This window comes from Neisseria sp. P0006.S009 (genome assembly GCF_051962915.1).
Classification (GTDB): Bacteria; Pseudomonadota; Gammaproteobacteria; order Burkholderiales; family Neisseriaceae; genus Neisseria; species Neisseria subflava_E.
Genome location: NZ_JBQCUV010000005.1, coordinates 1 through 20565, shown reverse-complemented (window position 1 = coordinate 20565; position 20565 = coordinate 1). Strand labels below are relative to the sequence as shown.

General features: G+C 49.9%; 20 protein-coding genes and 1 pseudogene. 19 read left to right on the top strand and 2 right to left on the bottom strand.

Annotation, left to right across the window (positions count from 1 at the left end):
• Window positions 1-61: 61 nt before the first annotated feature.
• The 4 genes from amgK to ACTHTK_RS09455 all read left to right on the top strand — a co-directional run bounded on the left by amgK (window position 62) and on the right by ACTHTK_RS09455 (window position 5482).
• A complete protein-coding gene (gene amgK, locus ACTHTK_RS09470; RefSeq protein WP_107724186.1) occupies window positions 62-1066 on the top strand; it encodes an N-acetylmuramate/N-acetylglucosamine kinase AmgK in 1005 nt (334 codons plus the stop codon).
• Between the two features lie 84 nt (window positions 1067-1150).
• On the top strand, window positions 1151-3046 hold the full coding sequence (gene mnmG, locus ACTHTK_RS09465; RefSeq protein ID WP_107724185.1) for a tRNA uridine-5-carboxymethylaminomethyl(34) synthesis enzyme MnmG: 1896 nt from the start codon (window positions 1151-1153) through the stop codon (window positions 3044-3046).
• 69 nt (window positions 3047-3115) lie between these two features.
• Window positions 3116-3763, top strand: a complete 648-nt coding sequence (locus ACTHTK_RS09460; RefSeq protein WP_107724184.1) for a hypothetical protein — start codon at window positions 3116-3118, stop codon at window positions 3761-3763.
• A gap of 9 nt (window positions 3764-3772) precedes the next feature.
• Entirely contained in the window at window positions 3773-5482 is a 1710-nt protein-coding gene (locus ACTHTK_RS09455) for a calcium-binding protein (protein WP_440378574.1), read from the top strand.
• A 278-nt stretch (window positions 5483-5760) separates the two neighbouring features.
• Here the strand turns inward: ACTHTK_RS09455 and ACTHTK_RS09450 are convergent, their stop codons facing one another.
• The gene (locus ACTHTK_RS09450) at window positions 5761-6351 is read right to left on the bottom strand and encodes a 5-formyltetrahydrofolate cyclo-ligase (RefSeq protein WP_107724183.1); all 591 of its coding nucleotides are present in this window, start codon (window positions 6349-6351) and stop codon (window positions 5761-5763) included.
• 78 nt (window positions 6352-6429) lie between these two features.
• On the opposite strand from ACTHTK_RS09450, the gene ACTHTK_RS09445 reads away from it, so the two are divergent.
• From ACTHTK_RS09445 to ACTHTK_RS09380, 14 genes and pseudogenes are all read left to right on the top strand, one after another.
• A complete protein-coding gene (locus ACTHTK_RS09445) occupies window positions 6430-6672 on the top strand; it encodes a hypothetical protein (RefSeq protein ID WP_440378573.1) in 243 nt (80 codons plus the stop codon).
• Window positions 6673-6849: 177 nt separating this feature from the next.
• Entirely contained in the window at window positions 6850-7578 is a 729-nt protein-coding gene (gene rpsB / locus ACTHTK_RS09440) for a 30S ribosomal protein S2 (RefSeq protein WP_002230071.1), read from the top strand.
• 123 nt (window positions 7579-7701) lie between these two features.
• Window positions 7702-8556, top strand: a complete 855-nt coding sequence (tsf, locus tag ACTHTK_RS09435) for a translation elongation factor Ts (protein ID WP_002236251.1) — start codon at window positions 7702-7704, stop codon at window positions 8554-8556.
• Window positions 8557-8773: 217 nt separating this feature from the next.
• On the top strand, window positions 8774-9493 hold the full coding sequence (pyrH, locus tag ACTHTK_RS09430; protein ID WP_003708812.1) for a UMP kinase: 720 nt from the start codon (window positions 8774-8776) through the stop codon (window positions 9491-9493).
• A gap of 161 nt (window positions 9494-9654) precedes the next feature.
• Window positions 9655-10125: a 23S rRNA (pseudouridine(1915)-N(3))-methyltransferase RlmH gene (gene rlmH, locus ACTHTK_RS09425; protein WP_036493712.1), complete on the top strand. Its 471-nt coding sequence runs from the start codon at window positions 9655-9657 to the stop codon at window positions 10123-10125.
• 145 nt (window positions 10126-10270) lie between these two features.
• Window positions 10271-10912, top strand: coding sequence for an orotate phosphoribosyltransferase (gene pyrE, locus ACTHTK_RS09420; protein WP_003682682.1), 642 nt, complete (start codon window positions 10271-10273; stop codon window positions 10910-10912).
• 99 nt (window positions 10913-11011) lie between these two features.
• Window positions 11012-11407 (top strand): MJ0042-type zinc finger domain-containing protein, encoded by a 396-nt coding sequence (locus ACTHTK_RS09415; RefSeq protein WP_039862294.1) that lies wholly within the window; start codon window positions 11012-11014, stop codon window positions 11405-11407.
• Complete coding sequence (gene argA, locus ACTHTK_RS09410; protein WP_440378572.1) at window positions 11404-12717, top strand: amino-acid N-acetyltransferase; 1314 nt, start codon at window positions 11404-11406, stop codon at window positions 12715-12717. Before ACTHTK_RS09415 ends, argA begins: the two co-directional genes overlap by 4 nt.
• A gap of 46 nt (window positions 12718-12763) precedes the next feature.
• A complete protein-coding gene (locus ACTHTK_RS09405) occupies window positions 12764-13543 on the top strand; it encodes an exodeoxyribonuclease III (protein ID WP_049322320.1) in 780 nt (259 codons plus the stop codon).
• Complete coding sequence (locus tag ACTHTK_RS09400; protein WP_003749424.1) at window positions 13530-13874, top strand: hypothetical protein; 345 nt, start codon at window positions 13530-13532, stop codon at window positions 13872-13874. The genes ACTHTK_RS09405 and ACTHTK_RS09400 overlap by 14 nt, the downstream gene beginning before the upstream one ends.
• Window positions 13875-13884: 10 nt before the next feature.
• The gene (locus ACTHTK_RS09395; RefSeq protein ID WP_440378571.1) at window positions 13885-14418 is read left to right on the top strand and encodes an alpha/beta hydrolase; all 534 of its coding nucleotides are present in this window, start codon (window positions 13885-13887) and stop codon (window positions 14416-14418) included.
• A gap of 160 nt (window positions 14419-14578) precedes the next feature.
• Window positions 14579-16689, top strand: a pseudogene (locus tag ACTHTK_RS09390) (TonB-dependent receptor).
• Between the two features lie 170 nt (window positions 16690-16859).
• Window positions 16860-17555, top strand: coding sequence for a thiol:disulfide interchange protein DsbA/DsbL (locus ACTHTK_RS09385; RefSeq protein WP_371459884.1), 696 nt, complete (start codon window positions 16860-16862; stop codon window positions 17553-17555).
• Between the two features lie 139 nt (window positions 17556-17694).
• Window positions 17695-17994 (top strand): hypothetical protein, encoded by a 300-nt coding sequence (locus ACTHTK_RS09380; protein ID WP_371459883.1) that lies wholly within the window; start codon window positions 17695-17697, stop codon window positions 17992-17994.
• 102 nt (window positions 17995-18096) lie between these two features.
• Here ACTHTK_RS09380 and ffh read toward each other — a convergent pair whose 3' ends face one another.
• On the bottom strand, window positions 18097-19467 hold the full coding sequence (ffh, locus tag ACTHTK_RS09375) for a signal recognition particle protein (protein WP_003684000.1): 1371 nt from the start codon (window positions 19465-19467) through the stop codon (window positions 18097-18099).
• A gap of 182 nt (window positions 19468-19649) precedes the next feature.
• On the opposite strand from ffh, the gene ACTHTK_RS09370 reads away from it, so the two are divergent.
• The gene (locus tag ACTHTK_RS09370; protein ID WP_107724176.1) at window positions 19650-20462 is read left to right on the top strand and encodes a cytochrome C assembly family protein; all 813 of its coding nucleotides are present in this window, start codon (window positions 19650-19652) and stop codon (window positions 20460-20462) included.
• Window positions 20463-20565 lie beyond the last annotated feature (103 nt).

Here is a 20565-nt window from a genome sequence, read left to right as displayed (position 1 = left end):
CTTAAATCGGTTTGCCAGTTAGAATAGCGGTTATTGTAACCTGAAATTCTGCGATACCGCTATGCAACGACAAACCGAATTACAAAACTGGCTGGAGTCTATTTACCCGAACCAGCCGTTCGAATTGAGCTTTGCGGCAGCCGATGCCGACTTCCGCCGTTATTTCCGTGCGACGTTTTCAGACGGCCAGACCGTTATCTGTATGGATGCACCTCCTGAGAAGATGAGTGTTGCGCCTTATTTGAAAGTGCAAAAACTGTTTAACATGGTCAATGTGCCGCAAGTGCTTCATGTGGATGAAGTGTTGGGCTTTATGGTGTTGAACGATTTGGGCAATACCACATTCCTGACCGCCATGAATCAGGAAAACAGCGAAACCGCCCACAAAGCCCTGCTGCTCGAAGCCATCGACGAACTGATCGAGCTGCAAAAAGCCAGCCAACCCGGCAAATTGCCGGAATACGACCGCGAAGTCATGCTGCGCGAGATTAATTTATTCCCCGAATGGTTTGTGGCCAAAGAATTGGGCCGCGAGTTGACCTTCAAACAACGCCAGTTGTGGCAGCAAACTGTCGATATGCTGCTGCCGCCCCTGTTGGCTCAGCCTAAAGTGTATGTCCACCGCGACTTTATTGTCCGCAATCTGATGCTGGCAAAAGGCCGTCCGGGCGTGTTGGACTTCCAAGACGCGCTTTACGGTCCGATTTCCTATGATTTGGTGTCGCTGCTGCGCGATGCGTTTATCGAATGGGAAGAAGAATTTGTATTGGACTTGGTCATCCGTTACTGGGAAAAAGCACGCGCGGCCCAGCTGCCTGTGCCTGCCGAGTTTGACGAGTTCTACCGCTGGTTTGAATGGATGGGCGTACAACGCCATTTGAAAGTGGCCGGTATTTTTGCCCGCCTGTACTACCGCGACGGCAAAGACAAATACCGTCCTGAAATCCCGCGCTTCTTGAACTATTTGCGCCGCGTATCCCGCCGTTACAACGATTTGGCGCCGCTTTATGCATTGCTGGTCGAATTGGTCGGCGATGACGAATTGGAAACAGGCTATACCTTCTAAGCTTGGCTTTTTAAGATTTGATTCCACTTTTCAGACGGCCTGATCAACAAAAGGCCGTCTGAAACCTTTACAGAACACATAAACATGACTTACATGATTTACCCCAAAACCTACGACGTGATTGTCGTCGGTGGCGGCCATGCCGGTACCGAAGCCGCGCTTGCCGCCGCACGCATGGGTGCGCAAACCCTGCTGCTCTCACACAACATCGAAACCCTCGGCCAAATGTCGTGCAACCCCTCCATCGGCGGTATCGGCAAAGGCCATCTTGTACGCGAACTCGACGCATTGGGCGGCGCAATGGCGTTGGCCACCGACAAATCCGGAATCCAGTTCCGCCGCTTGAACGCCAGCAAAGGTGCGGCAGTGCGAGCCACGCGTGCGCAGGCTGACCGTATCCTATATAAAGCCGCCATCCGCGAAATGTTGGAAAACCAAGAAAACCTCGACCTTTTCCAACAAGCCGTCGAAGACGTAACACTCGACGGCGAACGCATCAGCGGCGTGGTTACCGCGATGGGCGTGGAGTTTAAAGCACGCGCCGTCGTGTTGACCGCCGGCACGTTTTTGTCCGGCAAAATCCATATCGGTTTGGAAAACTACGAAGGCGGCCGCGCCGGTGACCCAGCCGCCAAATCCTTGGGCGGTCGTTTGCGCGAATTGAACCTGCCGCAAGGCCGTCTGAAAACCGGCACGCCGCCGCGTATTGACGGACGCACGATTGATTTCTCCCAACTGACCGAACAGCCCGGCGACACACCCGTTCCTGTAATGTCCGTACGCGGCAGCGCCGATATGCACCCGAGCCAAGTGTCCTGCTGGATTACGCATACCAACACGCAAACCCACGACATCATCCGCTCAGGCTTCGACCGCAGCCCGATGTTTACCGGCAAAATCGAAGGCGTCGGCCCGCGTTATTGTCCGTCTATCGAAGATAAAATCAACCGCTTCGCCGACAAAGACAGCCACCAGATTTTCCTCGAACCCGAAGGCCTGACCACGCACGAATACTATCCTAACGGTATCTCCACCAGCCTGCCGTTTGACATACAAATCGCCCTCGTACGCAGCATGAAAGGCCTCGAAAACGCCCATATCCTGCGCCCCGGCTACGCCATCGAATACGACTATTTCGATCCGCGCAACCTCAAAGCCAGCCTCGAAACCAAAACCATCCAAGGCCTCTTCTTCGCCGGACAAATCAACGGCACGACCGGCTACGAAGAAGCCGCCGCACAAGGCCTGCTCGCAGGCGCAAACGCCGTGCAATACATCCGCGAACAAGACCCACTCCTGCTGCGCCGCGAACAAGCCTATCTCGGCGTATTGGTGGACGACCTCATCACCAAAGGCGTGAACGAACCTTACCGCATGTTCACCAGCCGCGCCGAATACCGCCTGCAACTTAGGGAAGACAACGCCGACATGCGCCTGACCGAAGACGGCTACAAAATCGGCTTGGTGGGTGAAGAACAATGGCGCATGTTCAACGAAAAACGCGAAGCCATCGAACGCGAAATCCAACGTTTGAAAACAACGTGGTACACGCCGCAAAAACTCGCCGAAGAAGAGCAGCTGCGCGTATTCGGCCAAAAACTCAGTCGCGAAGCCAACCTGCACGACCTCCTGCGCCGCCCGAACCTCGACTACGCCGCGCTGATGACTCTGCCCGACGCACAACCTGAAACTGCGCTTGCCGACAGCGTGGTCGAACAAGTCGAAATCCAAGTCAAATACCAAGGCTATATCGACCGTCAAAACGAAGAAATCGACAGCCGCCGCGACATCGAAACCTTAAAGCTGCCCGAAGATATCGATTACAGCAAAGTCAAAGGTTTGTCGGCCGAAGTGCAGCAAAAGCTCAACCAGCACAAACCCGAAACCGTCGGCCAAGCTAGCCGCATCTCCGGCGTAACGCCTGCCGCCGTCGCATTACTGATGGTGCATTTGAAGCGCGGGTTTAAAGATGCGCAATAGAAATCAAAGTTGTCTAAACTTCTCAGAAGAAATTTATTTGAATATACAGACTAAAAAAGGAGACTATGCATGAAACTGTCGGCAACTGCCGTATTAACTGTTTTTTTATTGAGTTCCTGCACTCAACAAGTAAGTAGCAGGAATAAAGAAAATTCCCCAAATACTCAAACTGTAAAGAAAGAAACTACGATGGAACAGGTACGAAATCGCTGCCGTAGAATGTTGCATAAAGTGGAAAGTCGTGATGATTTGATTAAACAAATGTACGAAACAGCATTTAAAGATGACTGTCTGTATGTGATGCATGCTGAAGAATTGAAAGAAATATGGAAAATTCCAGTAACAGACAGCTACCCTGAGATGCCAAAGTATTTAGATATAGAGTCACCAATTGGAATGTATGTTGTTATTGAACATACTTCTTATAAAACAAATATATATATATCAATGACAAAAAAATATCGAGAAAAAAAAGGAAGTATTTTTCCTGAGAATAACTTTCCTGCTTTTCTTCCTGTTCCTAAAGAGGATGAAATGCCAGATTCCTATTATACGGACACGATCTTTGTGGATAGAAAAGAAAGTGATTCAATTAAAGAACGGTTTCATTATTATTGGAGAGAAAATGGTAGGGAGATAATTGCTACAAATTCAGGTACTGGTGCTATTTTGGCTCTTTCTTTTTATAGCAATCTTGAAATGAGTCCGATGAATTAAGGAGTTTCTATGGCAAATATAATATTAAATCAACAGGCAGAAGCTGAATTAAAGAAACTTGGTTTTCATAATAAAAGAATGCCTAATTCTACCATGACGGAGTTGGACAGGATAAAAGCTGATGAAGAATTGGTTGCGCAAATCAATGAGTTTAGGGGGAAAGGGAAAAGTTTTCTTGAAATTCCTAATAAAGGCTCAGGTGCATATTACAGCCCTAAAAAAGGGAATATCTATTTTGAGCCAAATTCTCAATACATCACTGCCCGAATTTTAGCCCACGAAGTTGGACATGCATTAGGTAAAAATCAAGCCAAATCGGTTGATTACTACCTTACTGCCAAATCCTACGCCCAAGCCCGAGGCTACGGAGAAGCTGAAGCGATTTACAACGAGGCGCGTATGGTCGCTTACGAAGAGCGGCGCAACGGCAGAGCATACAGCACCCATATCAGCGGTGGTCTTTATTCTCAAGTCAAAGGTAAAAGTTATGAGCAGGTCAAAGATTTGCTTGCTCGTGAAAATATGTACGGGATGTATCCGAGTACGAACGGGTCGGTTAGGTTGTCTTACTACGAAAACGACATTCTCTTCTTTATGCACCGCCGTACCGCTTTTGAAAAAGATTTTGCCGAGGCAGGGTTAAGGAAAAGCGACATGGTCGGTTTCGTCAAGCATATGGCAAATTACGATACTTTCGGCGATAGTAGAGGCAACAGCGTCAATGCAAACGGCGCGGTCGATCGTCAAAGCCTGCTGCACGGCAAACCGACTACCCGACTGAACGGTGGTGCGTCTATGTACGGCGATGCGGGTAATGATGTGATGACGGGGACAAAATCGCACGACAGGATGCTGGGCGGCAGTGGGGACGATAAGCTTGAAGGTGGGGACGGCAATGACCTTTTGGCTGGTAATGAGGGCAAAGACGGGCTGTACGGGGGCAGAGGTTACGACACCTACCGCGCCGACAGATACGATATTATCCGTGATGAAGACGGTAAAGGAGAAGTGTTTTTGGACGGGCGTAGGTTGCACGGTGGTGTGCGCGATTTGTCCGAACACGACCGTACGATTTTCCGAGACGGCAATACAGTTTACGACTGGAATAAAAAAACGGGGACTTTGGATGTTAACGGTCTGAAAATCGAAAACTTCAAAAACGGCGATTTGGGCATCCGTTTGGAGGAGCCGAAAAAAAATATGTCTGGCAGTGGTTTGTCGATAATGGAGATGTACCAAAAGACAAGGGAGAACATAGATAGAGATTGGAACAAAATGTCGCAGAACCGCTGGGATTTTGAGATGGAGCGGATGGCAGTTTCCGAAGGGAATTTGTCAAGAATTGAAGATTTGCCCCTGCCAGCACAAAAACTTTTCCATTCTATTAAAGAGCGACTTGGTGAATATCATGAAAAACATGGCCTTCCAACGAAGAATGAGGAGGCAATGAATAATGCTGCAATGTCTTTAGCTGCTTTGGGGTATTCTAAAACAATGGGTAAAGGGAATGCAGAACTACTGTTCAATATTAAGGATGGACACTATTTAATCGGCGAACTTACTCCTATTTTGATAAAGGCTACTATGGATGTAAATAGTGCTGGGTCCACATCGATTGAAGAGAGTATTAAAAACATTCGACAAACGGAACAGAAGTTTGAATATGAAGTGCTGCAAAGGCAGTTGGATCAATCACAATTCTATGGCATGAGTAGATAAGCCTGTGGGAGCAAGATTGAAAATAACCTAAAAATGTTTAGAAGGCCTTGTTTATTAAATCTTATGATGGAAAAGCAAAGCTCTAACCTTCTCATTATGAGAAGGTGTTGCTCTTAAATTTGATTAAGCTGCACAGGAACAACAATCATTTCATATACATAAATTTAATTTTTTATAATGTAAAGTTAATTTGAAAAGATTATTTATCTGCATATGTATTGTTAATAAATTGATGATTTTGAGATGGGATAACCTCTAAGCTACTATGATTGTCATGCTTAAGGCCGTCTGAATTTCAATACGCCAAGCTCGGAGACAAAGCCGTTTAGGGGGATGTCGTGGGGTTCGGTCGGCAGTGTGTCGGTCAGTTGGCAGCCGAAGCCTACGCCCAGGGTTTGGGTTTGCAGGCGGTATTTCGTGGCGGAGAGGGTGGCGTCGTAATAGCCGCCGGCTTGTCCGAGGCGGTAGCCGCGTTTGTCGATGCCGACGATGGGGACCAGCAGCAGGCTGAGTTGGTGGACACGGATTTTTTTGCCGGTGAATTGGGGGACATGCAATTTGGCGCGGCCGCGTTTGCGTTCTTGTTTGGTACCGTCGGCAGGGTAGGGGGTGAACCACATCCGCCGTGTGTTCGGTTCGATATAGGGCAGGTAGAGTTTTGCGCCGCGTTTTTGTGCGGCACGGACAAAGCCGTCCAATCGCAATTCCTTGCCCATCGGCCAATACACGCCGATTTTCCGTCCTTTTTTGATGTAGGGCTTGAGCAGGCGGTTGATGGTTTCGGTGGCGGCGTTTCGCTCGTCTGCGCTCATTTGGGCGCGTGCGCGGCGGAACTGTTTGCGTAATGCTGATTTTTCGGGGTTCCTCATTTTCAGACGGCCTTTCGGGATTGAGGTAGAATGTTGCGATTATAACGATTTTGTTAACATTCAAACAGGACGCACACGATGTGGCACATTGTCGCCATCGGCTATCTTTTTGTTGCCGTGATGTTTTCCGCCGCGCAGCCGAGTATTGCGCGCGCGTTGATTTATTTGGTTTTTTGGGCAGTGTTGCCCACTGTGTTCACGGTCTTCATCGTGACCATCCGTCACCGCAACCGCCTGATGAAACGGCAGGAGCAGGCGGAGTTTGAAGCGGCTCGCCAAAAGGCGGTACAGACGGATGAAAAACAGGACGGAAAGGTATAAAATCCCTTTTCAGACGGCCTCTTATCCGCTATAATCCATAAGTTTTCCATTTCGGAAACACTCTTTTATTTTTTAAAACTTATGCCCACTTTCGCCGAAGGGTGCTTGACAATAGGCGCCGCCTATCAAGTTCTATGCGATTGAATGTGTGCTCTTTAACCCTTTCAAGGAAATAACATGTCTCAAATTACTATGCGTCAGATGATTGAAGCCGGTGTTCACTTCGGTCACCAAACCCGTTTCTGGAACCCGAAAATGGCTCAATACATTTTCGGTGCGCGCAACAAAATCCATATCGTAAACTTGGAAAAAACCCTGCCGATGTTCCAAGAGGCGCAAGAAGCCGTACGTCGTCTGGTTGCCAACAAAGGTACAGTATTGTTCGTAGGTACCAAACGCCAAGCCCGCGACATCATCCGCGAAGAAGCTACCCGTGCCGGTATGCCTTTCGTTGATTACCGCTGGTTGGGTGGTATGCTGACTAACTACAAAACCGTTAAGCAATCCATCAAACGCCTGGAAGAAAAAACTGCTGCCCTGGAAAACGCTGCTGAAGGCGGTTTCAACAAAAAAGAAATTCTGGAAATGCAACGCGACGTTGAAAAACTGGAACGTTCTTTGGGCGGTATCAAAAACATGAAAGGCCTGCCTGACGCGATTTTCGTTATCGATACCGGCTACCAAAAAGGTACTCTGGTTGAGGCTGAAAAATTGGGCATCCCTGTTATCGCCGTAGTCGATACCAACAACAGCCCTGACGGCGTGAAATACGTTATCCCTGGTAACGATGACTCCGCTAAAGCCATCCGCCTGTACTGCCGCGGCATCGCTGACGCAGTTTTGGAAGGCAAAAACCAAGCGCTGCAAGAAACTGTAGCCGCTGCCCAAGAAGCTGCTGCCGAATAATTCGGTACACAGAAGAGGGGCGTTATGCCCCTTTTCTCAAATCCCGTTCTGAAATCCGTTTCAGACGGCCACTATTTCCAAACACGGCAATGGCCGTGTTCCCAAAAATCTAGGAGATTCAAAATGGCAGAAATTACTGCAAAAATGGTTGCCGACCTGCGCGCCGCTACCGGCCTGGGCATGATGGAATGCAAAAAAGCCTTGGTTGAAGCTGAAGGCAACTTCGACAAAGCCGAAGAAATCCTGCGTATTAAATCTGGTGCGAAAGCCGGTAAACTGGCTGGCCGTACTGCTGCCGAAGGCGTATTGGCTTATGCAATCAACGGTAATGTTGGTGCATTGGTTGAAGTAAACTGCGAAACCGACTTCGTTGCTAAAGACGCCGGCTTCGTAGAATTTGCTAACTTTGTTGCTAAAACTGCTGCCGAGAAAAAACCGGCTACCGTTGAAGAACTGAGCGAACTGGTTGAAGCAGAACGCAAAGCCATCATCGCTAAATTGGGCGAAAACATGTCTGTTCGCCGCTTCCAAGTGATCGATACTGCCAACCAACTGGTTGCCTACATCCATGGTGCATTGGCTACCGAAGGCGTATTGGTTGAGTACAAAGGCTCTGAAGACGTAGCACGCAAAATCGGTATGCACATCGTTGCCGCTAAACCACAATGCGTAAGCGAAGCCGAAGTAGATGCTGAAACCGTTGAAAAAGAACGCCACATCTACACCGAGCAAGCTATCGCTTCCGGCAAACCTGCCGACATCGCCGCTAAAATGGTTGAAGGCCGTATCCGCAAATTCTTGGCTGAAATCACTCTGAACGGCCAAGCATTCGTGATGAACCCTGACCAAACTGTTGCCCAATTCGCTAAAGAAAACGGCACTGAAGTGGTTAGCTTCGTACGCTACAAAGTAGGCGACGGTATCGAGAAAGCCGTTGTTGACTACGCAGCCGAAGTTGCTGCCGCTGCTAAAGTGTAAGACACTTATGAAAAAGAAAGCACCTAGATTCCAAACGAATCAGGGTGCTTTTTTTTGAGAAAACCGTTTACGGTACCTATTTTAAGACGACCGAATATAAAGGCCGTCTGAAAACAAAACAATAATAGAACGACACACCATATCATTGTAATCCGACCGTTTGAAATTCAGACGGTCTGACCCCCGACCGACGACATTCAAGAAAGCAAGGTATCCCATGACACAGCAAATCAAATACAAACGCGTATTACTGAAACTCTCCGGCGAATCTCTGATGGGTTCCGATCCGTTCGGCATCAATCACGATACCATCGTTCAAACTGTCGGCGAAATTGCCGAAATCGTGAGAATGGGCGTGCAAGTCGGTATCGTTGTCGGCGGCGGTAACATTTTCCGCGGCGTATCTGCACAAGCAGGCAGCATGGACCGCGCCACTGCCGACTACATGGGCATGATGGCGACCGTCATGAACGCGTTGGCACTCAAAGACGCATTTGAAACTTTGGGCATCAAAGCGCGCGTACAATCCGCACTGTCTATGCAGCAAATTGCTGAAACTTACGCCCGCCCTAAAGCCATTCAATATTTGGAAGAAGGCAAAGTCGTGATTTTCGCCGCCGGTACCGGTAATCCGTTCTTCACAACCGATACTGCCGCCGCATTGCGCGGTGCGGAAATGAACTGCGACGTGATGCTCAAAGCCACCAACGTCGACGGCGTGTACACCGCAGACCCGAAAAAAGACCCATCTGCAACACGCTACGAAACCATTACTTTTGACGAAGCCTTGTTGAAAAACCTCAAAGTGATGGATGCCACCGCTTTCGCCCTCTGCCGCGAACGCAAACTCAATATCGTGGTATTCGGCATTGCTAAAGAAGGCTCGCTCAAACGCGTGGTAACCGGTGAAAACGAAGGTACACTGGTTCACTGCTAATCATTGAAAGGCCGTCTGAAACAGCCGAACGGGATACATTCGGCTTTCAGACGGCCTTTTATTTTCAGTCGGTTGCGTAGGCATTGGCTCATGGTTTGAAAAGGTTGAGAACTTGCTTGACCATAATGCCCAACCGACAATTCGATAACAAAGGATACTCCATGAATATCACCGTCTTGGCTGTCGGCACGAAAATGCCGCGTTGGGTGGATGAAGCCGTCGGCGAGTACGCCAAACGCTTCGGGCGCGATGTCAATTATGCGCTGAAAGAAATCAAGCCAGAGAAACGCGGCGCGGGTGTGAATGCGGCTCAGGGCATGGCGGCTGAAGAAAAACGCCTGTTGGAAGCCATACCGCAGGGCGCGTTTTTGGTGGTATTGGACGAACGCGGCAAAGCGCCGACTTCGGTCGAATTGGCGCAACACTTGAAAAGCTGGCAGCAAAACGGCGAACACGTCTGCTTTATTATCGGCGGTGCAGATGGCATGACCGACCGTTTGAAACAGCAGGCAAACATGATGATGCGCCTTTCCAGCCTGACCCTGCCGCATGGCATGGTGCGCGTTTTGCTGACCGAGCAGCTTTATCGCGCCGTTTCGATTTTGCACAACCATCCTTATCATCGGGAATAATCCTCTTTGATTGCCGGGATAAGACGGCAATGTCGCCTTGTCGGTTTAAAGCGGGGAGAACCCGTTTTTCAGACGGCCTGATTTTTCCGCATGAATCCTTTATAATCGTTTCTTTGATAAATCAACATCTTTCGGGAGAACCCAAATGTCCGATTTCCGTCAAGACTTCCTCAAATTCGCTTTGGCACAAAACGTGTTGAAATTCGGCGAATTTACGACCAAGGCCGGCCGTCAGTCGCCTTATTTTTTCAATGCCGGTTTGTTCAATGACGGCGCATCAACTTTGCAGCTGGCGAAGTTTTACGCCGAGGCCATTATTGCCAGCGGCGTGAAGTTCGATATGCTGTTCGGTCCAGCCTACAAAGGCATTATTTTGGCGGCGGCAACAGCGATGATGTTGGCGGAAAAAGGCGTAAACGTACCGTTTGCCTACAACCGCAAAGAAGCCAAAGACCACGGCGAGGGCGGCGTGTTGGTGGGTGCGCCTTTGAAAGGCCGCGTGCTGATTATCGATGATGTGATTTCCGCCGGTACATCCGTGCGCGAGTCGGTCAAACTGATTGAGGCCGAAGGCGCAACGCCTGCCGCAGTGGCCATTGCGCTCGACCGCATGGAAAAAGGCACGGGCGAATTGTCGGCGGTGCAGGAAGTGGAAAAACAATACGGCCTGCCGGTGGTTTCGATTGCCAACCTGAACGACTTGTTCACGCTCTTGCAAAACAATGCCGAATTTGGCGGCTTCTTCGAGCCGGTCAAAGCTTATCGCGAACGTTACGGCGCGGTTTAAACCATAACATCATGCTCAGGTCGTCTGAAACAGTTTTCAGACGGCCTGAAACATTGGCTAAAATATATTTTTGATTCAATACACTTACGGAAAATACTCATGCCTGCTTGTTCTTGTCCTCATTGTAAAACGCCGCATTGGGTGAAAGATGCCCAGTTGAACGTGGCGCAGGGTTTCGTGGTCTGCACGCGTTGTTCGGGGATGTTTAAGGCCAAGGATTATCTGTCGGGCAACCTGCCGGCCGATCCGGCCCATCTGCCTGTGGCGGTAACGGATGTGCGCCTCGTGCATAACATCGGCGCGCAAATCCTCAAACATTCCAAACTTTCGCGCAAAGAAATTTCCGATTTGCTCAACAGCGCGCTCAAGGAAGAGCCCAAGGCGGAAGAGCAGGCGGCGGTCAAAACGCGCAAGGACGGTTTCAACTGGACGTTGGCATCGTTGATTGCGCTGACGGTTTTGATTATGCAACTCTTTTATCTTGCCCTGCTATGAGTAACATCGCCCATTTTGTTGCCAGCTTTCGCGAAGCCGCGCCCTATATTCAATATTTGCGCGGCAAAACCATGGTGGTCGGCGTGACCGACAGCCTGTTGGAAGGCGAAACCCTGATCCGTTTGGCCGCAGATTTGAATCTGTTGGCCAGCTTGGGTTTGCGTTTGGTCTTGGTACACGGTTCGCGGCATTTGCTCGACAAATTGGCTTCGGGTCGGGATTTTGTTCCGAAATACAGCGGCAGCCGACGGATTACCGATGAAGCGACTTTGATGGAAGTGAAGCAGGTGGCGGGAATTATCCGCAGCGATGTCGAAGCCGCCTTGTTCAGCAGCGTATCTGCACAACAACGGAGCAAGCCACCGGTTATCGCGTGCGGCAACTTTATTACCGCCCGTCCGTTGGGCGTTATCGACGGCGTGGACATGGGCTATACCGGGACCGTCCGCAAAATCGACGCGGAAGAGATCCGTTTGCGCTTGGATAGCGGCGCGGTGGTGCTGATCAGTCCTTTGGGGCATTCGTACAGCGGCAAAACCTTCAATCTGAGTATGTGCGAAACCGCACAGGAAGTGGCCATGGCTTTGCAGGCGGAGAAGCTGGTTTTCTTGACCGAAGAAGCCGGTATTCGCCGTGCCGACGGCTCGTTGGCCAATACGTTGTCTGTCGGCGAAGTGCAGGAATTGGTGCGCGACAATCCCGATGCGCCGGTTGATTTGCTCCATGCGGCAGTGTGCGCACTGGAAAACGGCGTATCGCGGGTGCAGATTCTCAACGGCCGCGAGGACGGCAGCCTGTTGCGCGAGCTGTTTACCCGCGAGGGCAGCGGTACGTCTATTGCCCGTGAGCCGTTTGTTTCCATCCGTCAGGCACGCAGCGACGACATTCCGCACATCATTGCCTTAATCCGTCCTTTGGCGGAACAAGGCATCTTGTTACACCGCAGCCGCGAGTATTTGGAAAACCATATTTCCAGTTTTTCCGTATTGGAACACGATCAAAACATTTACGGCTGCGTGGCGCTGAAAACCTTTGCCGAGCCGGACTGCGGCGAATTGGCCTGTCTGGTGGTGTCGCCCGAAGCGCGTGACGGCGGCTACGGCGAATTGCTGTTGGAACATTTATTCCAAAAAGCGCGCGCCTTAAATATCAAAACGCTCTTCGCCTTATCCACGCACACGGGCGAATGGTTTGTCGAACGGGGCTTTCAGACGGCCTCGGCCGATGACCTGCCTGCCGAACGCCGGCAGGAATACAATGCCAACGGCCGCAATTCCAAAGTATTTGTTTATGACTTGCAGGCCGTCTGAAAACTTCAATCCTATATTATCCGTTTTTAAACATCACTCAAATCTTATGTTGAAAATCATCTCTGCCAACGTCAACGGCATCCGCTCCGCCTATAAAAAAGGTTTTTACGAATACATCGCCGCATCGGGCGCGGACATTGTCTGCGTGCAGGAACTGAAAGCTCAAGAAGCCGATCTGTCGGACGATATGAAAAATCCGCACGGTATGCACGGCTACTGGCATTGCGCCGAAAAGCGCGGTTACAGCGGCGTGGCGGTGTACAGCAAACGCAAGCCCGACAATGTGCAAATCGGCATGGGCATTGAAGAATTTGACAAGGAAGGCCGTTTTGTCCGTTGCGATTTCGGCAAGTTGTCGGTAATTTCGCTGTATCTGCCCAGCGGCAGCAGCGCGGAAGAACGCCAACAAGTGAAATACCGCTTTTTGGATGCGTTCTATCCCATGCTCGAAGCCATGAAAAACGAAGGGCGCGATATCGTTGTCTGCGGCGACTGGAATATTGCCCACCAAAACATCGACTTGAAAAACTGGAAGGGCAATCAGAAAAATTCGGGCTTTTTGCCTGAAGAGCGCGAATGGATAGGCAAAGTCATCCACAAGCTCGGTTGGACGGATATGTGGCGCACACTTTATCCCGATGTGCCGGGCTATACCTGGTGGAGCAACCGCGGACAAGCGTATGCGAAAGATGTCGGGTGGCGTATCGATTATCAGATGGTTACGCCGGAGTTGGCCGCTAAAGCCGTTTCCGCACATGTTTATAAAGATGAAAAATTCTCGGATCACGCCCCTTTAGTTGTGGAGTATGACTATGTTGCCGAATAAGTTTTTTGGTAAGTACGACTGGAATATAAACAGTAAAACCGGCGTAGGCGCGGTTTGGGTTGTGGCGGCATTTGTGCTGCCTATGCTGGTGTGGGCAATATTCATGCTGGCGCGGATGTCCGGCTGGGTTGCGCCGACCAAGGCCAATCCGACATGGGCGTTGGTGTGGCTGCTGTTTTCATTGCCTTGCCTGCTGATTGCGGCCAAATGCTTTGCTTGGAAGGGCTGGCGGCTGATTGCCAACATCGTACTTTGTCTGGCGACTTGTGCCATTCTCAGCGTGCCTGCCGCCTTGTTGATCGCATTTACACTCAACGACTTGCTCAAATAGGCCGTCTGAAATGCAGAGCTTCGAACTCGAAGAAATGGCACTGTTTCTGATACGCGATGCGGATGAAGCGGAAATGTGGATAGACCGCTGGGCGGTCAGCTATCCGATTGTTCAAACTGCCGAAGCCGATAGTCGGCAAACCGTTTCCGAATGGCAACACGCCATTCAGACGGCATTTGAGCATATTGTCAGTAGAAATATTGCCGTCGTGGCTCATGGTGTCGGTGTGTCTGCATTTTTGGCATGGCTGTATCAAACCGACATCCTGACGCAAAAACGCCTGACCAATATTATTTTGGTCTCGCCGCGTCCCGAGGCTTTTCCCGAAGACGAAATCCATACGTTCCAACGCGTCCGCTGCCCTTGTCGTACGGCGCTGGTCATCGCCGAAACAAACGGTACGCCACGCGATTGGGCGCAAGAACAGGCCGACCGCTGGCAGGCGCGTCTGCTTCAATCGCCGCATTCCGGCCGGTTAAACGGCGCGCTCGGCGGTTGGCAATGGGGCATGAAGCTGATGCAGGAAATGCTGTTGAGTAAGTAGTGTAGAAATGTCTATTAATAAACAAAGGCCGTCTGAAACCGATATGTGTTTCAGACGGCCTTTGTTTACAAATATCATGTTAAATATAATTAAAAGAAACTATTCTCATTTCTTTTGTGAGGCAATATAATTCGGTTGTTTTGTTAAATTGAGTATAAAAATGCAAATACCATTTCATTTGGCTTTATTACCCACGCTGATTATCGCTTCCTTCCCTGCTGCCGCCGCCGATACGCAGGATAATGGTGAACATTACACCGCTACCCTGCCCACCGTTTCCGTGGTTGGACAGTCCGACACCAGCGTACTCAAAGGCTACATCAACTACGACGAAGCCGCCGTTACCCGCAACGGACAGCTCATCAAAGAAACGCCGCAAACCGTTGATACGCTCAATATTCAGAAAAACAAAAACTACGGCACGAACGATTTGAGTTCCATCCTCGAAGGCAACGCCGGTATTGACGCTGCCTACGATATGCGTGGCGAAAGCATTTTCCTGCGCGGCTTTCAAGCCGACGCATCCGATATTTACCGCGACGGCGTGCGCGAAAGCGGACAAGTGCGCCGCAGCACCGCCAACATCGAGCGCGTGGAAATCCTGAAAGGCCCGTCTTCCGTCCTTTACGGCCGCACCAACGGCGGCGGCGTCATCAATATGGTCAGCAAATACGCCAACTTCAAACAAAGCCGCAACATCGGTGCGGTTTACGGCTCGTGGGCAAACCGCAGCCTGAATATGGACATCAACGAAGTGCTGAACAAAAACGTCGCCATCCGCCTCACCGGCGAAGTCGGGCGCGCCAATTCGTTCCGCAGCGGCATAGACAGCAAAAACGTCATGGTTTCGCCCAGCATTACCGTCAAACTCGACACGGCTTGAAGTGGACGGGGCAATACACCTACGACAATGTGGAGCGCACGCCCGACCGCAGCCCGACCAAGTCCGTGTACGACCGCTTCGGACTGCCTTACCGCATGGGTTTCGCCCACCCGAACGATTTTGTCAAAGACAAGCTGCAAGTTTGGCGTTCCGACCTCGAATACGCCTTCAACGACAAATGGCGCGCCCAATGGCAGCTCGCCCACCGCACGGCGGCGCAGGATTTCGACCATTTCTATGCAGGCAGCGAAAACGGCAGCTTAATCAAACGCAACTACGCCTGGCAGCAGACCGACAACAAAACCCTGTCATCCAACTTCACGCTCAACGGCGACTACCACATCGGGCGTTTTGAAAACCACCTAACCGTAGGTATGGACTACAGCCGCGAACACCGCAACCCGACCTTGGGTTACAGCCGCGCCTTCTCCGCCTCCATCGACCCTTACGACCGCGCAAGCTGGCCGGCTTCGGGCAGATTGCAGCCTATCCTGACCCAAAACCGCCACAAAGCCGACTCCTACGGCATCTTCGTGCAAAACATCTTCTCTGCCACGCCCGATTTGAAATTCGTCCTCGGCGGCCGTTACGATAAGTACACCTTTAATTCCGAAAACAAACTCACCGGCAGCAGTCGCCAATACAGCGGCCATTCGTTCAGCCCCAATATCGGCGCAGTGTGGAACGTAACGCCTGCCCACACGCTTTACGCTTCGTATAACAAAGGCTTCGCACCTTATGGCGGACGCGGCGGCTATTTGAGTATCGACACTTCGTCTGCCGCCGTGTTCAACGCCGATCCCGAATACACCCGCCAATACGAAACCGGCGTGAAAAGCAGTTGGCTGGACGACCGCCTCAGCACTACGTTGTCCGCCTACCAAATCGAACGCTTCAATATCCGCTACCGCCCCGACGCGCAAAATGATCCCTACACTTGGGCAGTCGGCGGTAAACACCGTTCGCGTGGCGTGGAATTGTCCGCCATCGGGCAAATCATCCCCAAAAAACTCTATCTGCGCGGTTCGTTGGGCGTGATGCAGGCGAAAGTCGTTGAAGACAAAGAAAATCCCGACCGAGTGGGCATCCATTTGAATAACACCAGCAACGTTACCGGCAACCTGTTTTTCCGTTATACCCCGACCGAAAACCTCTACGGCGAAATCGGCGTAACCGGTACAGGCAAACGCTACGGTTACGACTCAAGAAATAAAGAAGTGACTACGCTTCCCGGCTTTGCCCGAGTTGATGCCATGCTTGGCTGGAACCATAAAAACGTCAACGTTACCTTTGCCGCGGCCAATCTGCTCAATCAAAAATATTGGCGTTCGGATGCCATGCCGGGTAATCCGCGCGGCTATACTGCCCGGGTAAATTACCGTTTCTGATGAAATCAGGCAAAGGCCGTCTGAAAATAAGGCTATGATCTAAGCCATATTTCAGACGGCCTTTTATAAAGGTTGAAATAAAACTAAACACATTTTTTCACTCAAATCGAACACACCTCCAACAAAATGCCATAAAATCCGCCCATTGATTTGAATGTAAAGAGATACCTATGAAACTGAAAACCTTAGCCTTGACCTCATTAACCCTGTTGGCATTGGCCGCTTGCGGCAAACAGGCGGAAACCAGCGTTCCGGCAGATAGCGCCCAAAGCAACATATCCGCTCCGGCAGCCCCTGCCGCATTGACCGAAGGTGTCAATTACACCGTATTGTCCAATCCGATTCCGCAACAGCAGGCCGGCAAAATCGAAGTATTGGAATTCTTCGGCTACTTCTGCCCGCATTGCGCCCATCTTGAGCCGGTTTTGAGCGAGCACATCAAAACGTTTAAAGACGATACCTATATGCGCCGGGAGCATGTCGTGTGGGGTGACGAAATGAAACCTTTGGCACGTTTGGCGGCCGCAGTGGAAATGGCCGGTGAATCAGATAAAGCCAACAGCCATATTTTCGATGCGATGGTTAACCAAAAAATCAACTTGGCCGATACCGATACCCTGAAAAAATGGCTGTCCGAACAAACAGCGTTTGACGGCAAAAAAGTATTGGCTGCATTTGAAGCGCCCGAAAGCCAAGCACGTGCGGCTCAAATGGAAGAATTGACCAATAAATTCCAAATCAGCGGCACACCGACTGTGATCGTTGGTGGCAAATACCAAGTCGAATTTAAAGACTGGCAGTCCGGCATGACCACGATTGACCAGTTGGTGGACAAAGTACGCGAAGAGCAGAAAAAGCCGCAATAAGTTGAGGATTGAATGAGCAAAGATTTCGCGTCCCTTATCTCTTTTTCCTTCACTGTGCTGAAAGATCCAAACCATGTGTGATTACTGTTCTGACCTGCGACCTACCGTTCGTATCAGGGTTCCGAAAGAATTATCGCAAATGTTACTGCGAGCCTCTGATCGTTTAGCAGACGGCACGCTTATCGATATTACTCCAGCCTACGACAAAGTTTATGGTCCCAGCCTTGATGTTGCCAAAACCATCGCTAATAGCGGTTACATTACCCATACTGATTCTCAGGGTAATCGTGACATATATGGTTGGAACGATTCTGTGGTACATTATTTTCAATGTACGCACTGCAATGCCGTTTTCAGGCTTGGTGCCGAAACCTACCATGGTAGTGGTGGCCAATGGGAAATGTTGGAAGAGGCATCAGTACGCTATGAAAATTCTTAAAAGGAATAGATTTCATAGTTATATGTGAATAGTAATTCTTGCTAGAGTAAAAACAAAAACGCCGTCTGAAACTTTTCAGACGGCGTTTTCTGTCAAATCGGCTTACAAACCTGGGAACATGCCTTTCATTCCCTTCATGCCTTTGGCCAAACGCATCAGTTTGCCCAAACCGTTGCCGCTGAACATCTTCATCATTTGTTGCATTTGTTCAAACTGTTTGAGCAATTTGTTTACTTCCTGCACGGTTGTGCCCGCACCCATCGCAATACGGCGTTTGCGGCTGGCTTTGAGCAGGGCAGGGTTGGCACGTTCTTTTGGTGTCATTGAGTTGATGATGGCTTCTACTTTGCCCATCGCTTTTTCAGCCGTGCCTTCGGGGATTTGTTTCGATATTTGGCCCAGTTCGCCCGGCATTTTCGACATCAGGTTTTCCAAGCCGCCCATATTGCGCATCTGCTGAATTTGTTCTTTAAAGTCATTGAGATCAAAGCCTTTGCCTTTTTGCAGCTTTTTCGCCATTTTGGCGGCGGCTTCTTCATCAATACCTTTTTGAACGTCTTCAATCAGGGTCAATACGTCGCCCATACCGAGAATACGGCTGGCAAGACGGTCGGGGTGGAAAGGTTCGAGGCCGTTGATTTTTTCGCCGACGCCGATAAATTTAATCGGTTTGCCGGTTACATGGCGTACGGACAATGCCGCACCGCCGCGCGAGTCGCCGTCCATCTTGGTCAATACGACACCGGTCAGCGGCAGGGCTTCATTAAATGCCTGAGCAGTGTTCACAGCATCCTGACCTAACATGGCATCGATGACGAACAAAGTTTCAACCGGGTTGACCGCAGCATGAAGCGCTTTGATTTCGTTCATCATTTCTTCATCGATTGCCAGGCGGCCGGCGGTATCGACCATCAAGACATCGTAAAAATGTTTTTTGGCGTAATCGACGGCGGCAGTTGCAATCTCAACCGGTTTTTGGTTGGTATCAGACGGGAAAAAGTCCACGCCGACCTGTTCGGCCAACAGGCGCAGCTGTTCAATCGCAGCAGGGCGGTAAACGTCGGCAGATACCACCAAAACTTTTTTCTTCTGATCGTTTTTCAGCAGGCGGGCAAGTTTGCCGACGGTTGTTGTCTTACCGGCACCCTGTAAACCAGCCATCAAAACAATGGCAGGCGGTGAAACCGATAAATCCAGTGTTTTGTTTTCCTTGCCCATCAGCTCGACTAAGGCTTGGTTGACCACACCAATAAAGGCTTGGTCAGGTGTCAGACTGCCGACGACTTCTTGGCCAAGGGCCTGTTCTTTGACTGTGTTGACGAATTCTTTAACGACGGGCAATGCAACGTCGGCTTCCAGCAGGGCAAGACGAACCTCGCGCAAGGCTTCTTTAATATTGTCTTCGGTCAGTGTTGATTGGCCGCGAATATTTTTAAGCACCTTGCTGAAGCGGTTGGTCAGGTTGTCTAACATACTTATCCTTGATAATGAGAATAGCTGCCCAATACAGGGCATTCTTTGTTAAAATAAAATTCGGATTATTTTACACGATAGTCCGAAGTTATGCTTCAAGAACACAAACACGCACAGCAAGGCCGTCTGAAACCCTGCCGGCTGCCCATCTAGTGTTCACACGTCTATTGAGAAAGATATTTATGCCGATTGTCTTAATCTGCCTTATGCTGGTGTATGCCGGATTGGGCGCATTTTCCTGGGTGCAACATAAAAAGCACAATAATAAGTCTTACCCGCTGAAAACCGAGTTGCTGATTTTGAGCGGCGCATTATTGGTACATGGTGCAGCATTGATGTTCCCGGTATTGCAGGATAGGGTATTGATTACCGGTTTTGGTTATTCGCTCAGTCTGATAGTTTGGCTGATGTTGATGATGTACTGCCTGGGCAGCTTCTTTTACTGTCTGCGCGGGGTGCAACTCTTATTGTATCCCTGTGCCGCATTGACTTTATTGTTGGGTTTCCTTTTCCCGGGGGATTTTTCAGGCCGTCAAATCGTAGACTTATTGCCACTGTCGCACATTGCATCATCATTGCTCGCATACGGACTGTTTGGCATCGTTACCTTATTTGCCATCCTGATCCTTTTGCTCGACCGCAATCTGCACAAACGCCGTTTTTCCGCATTGGTCAGCTTCTTGCCGCCATTATTGAGTTTAGAAAAACTCATGTTCCAAGGTATGTGGGCAGGTTTCGTCTTGTTGACCTATTCCGTTATCAGCGGTACGTTTTTTGCAGAAACCGTTTTCGGCAAGCCGATGACCTTCACGCATAAAACCATCTTCAGTATTATGTCGTGGCTGATTTATGGCGCATTATTGTTGAAACACAGTATGACCGCATGGCGCGGCAAAAAAGCCGCCGTTTGGACTATTGTCGGATTTATTAGTCTGATTTTTGCCTATGTAGGCAGTAAATTTGTCCTAGAAATTGTCCTTCAACGCATTGGATAAATAGAAATCATAAAAAAGGCCGTCTAAAAGAGCATTTCAGACGGCCTTTAGTTTGTATTTTTTGTATGTGTGGATTATGTAGAAAGTTTGATAGTATTTTTTA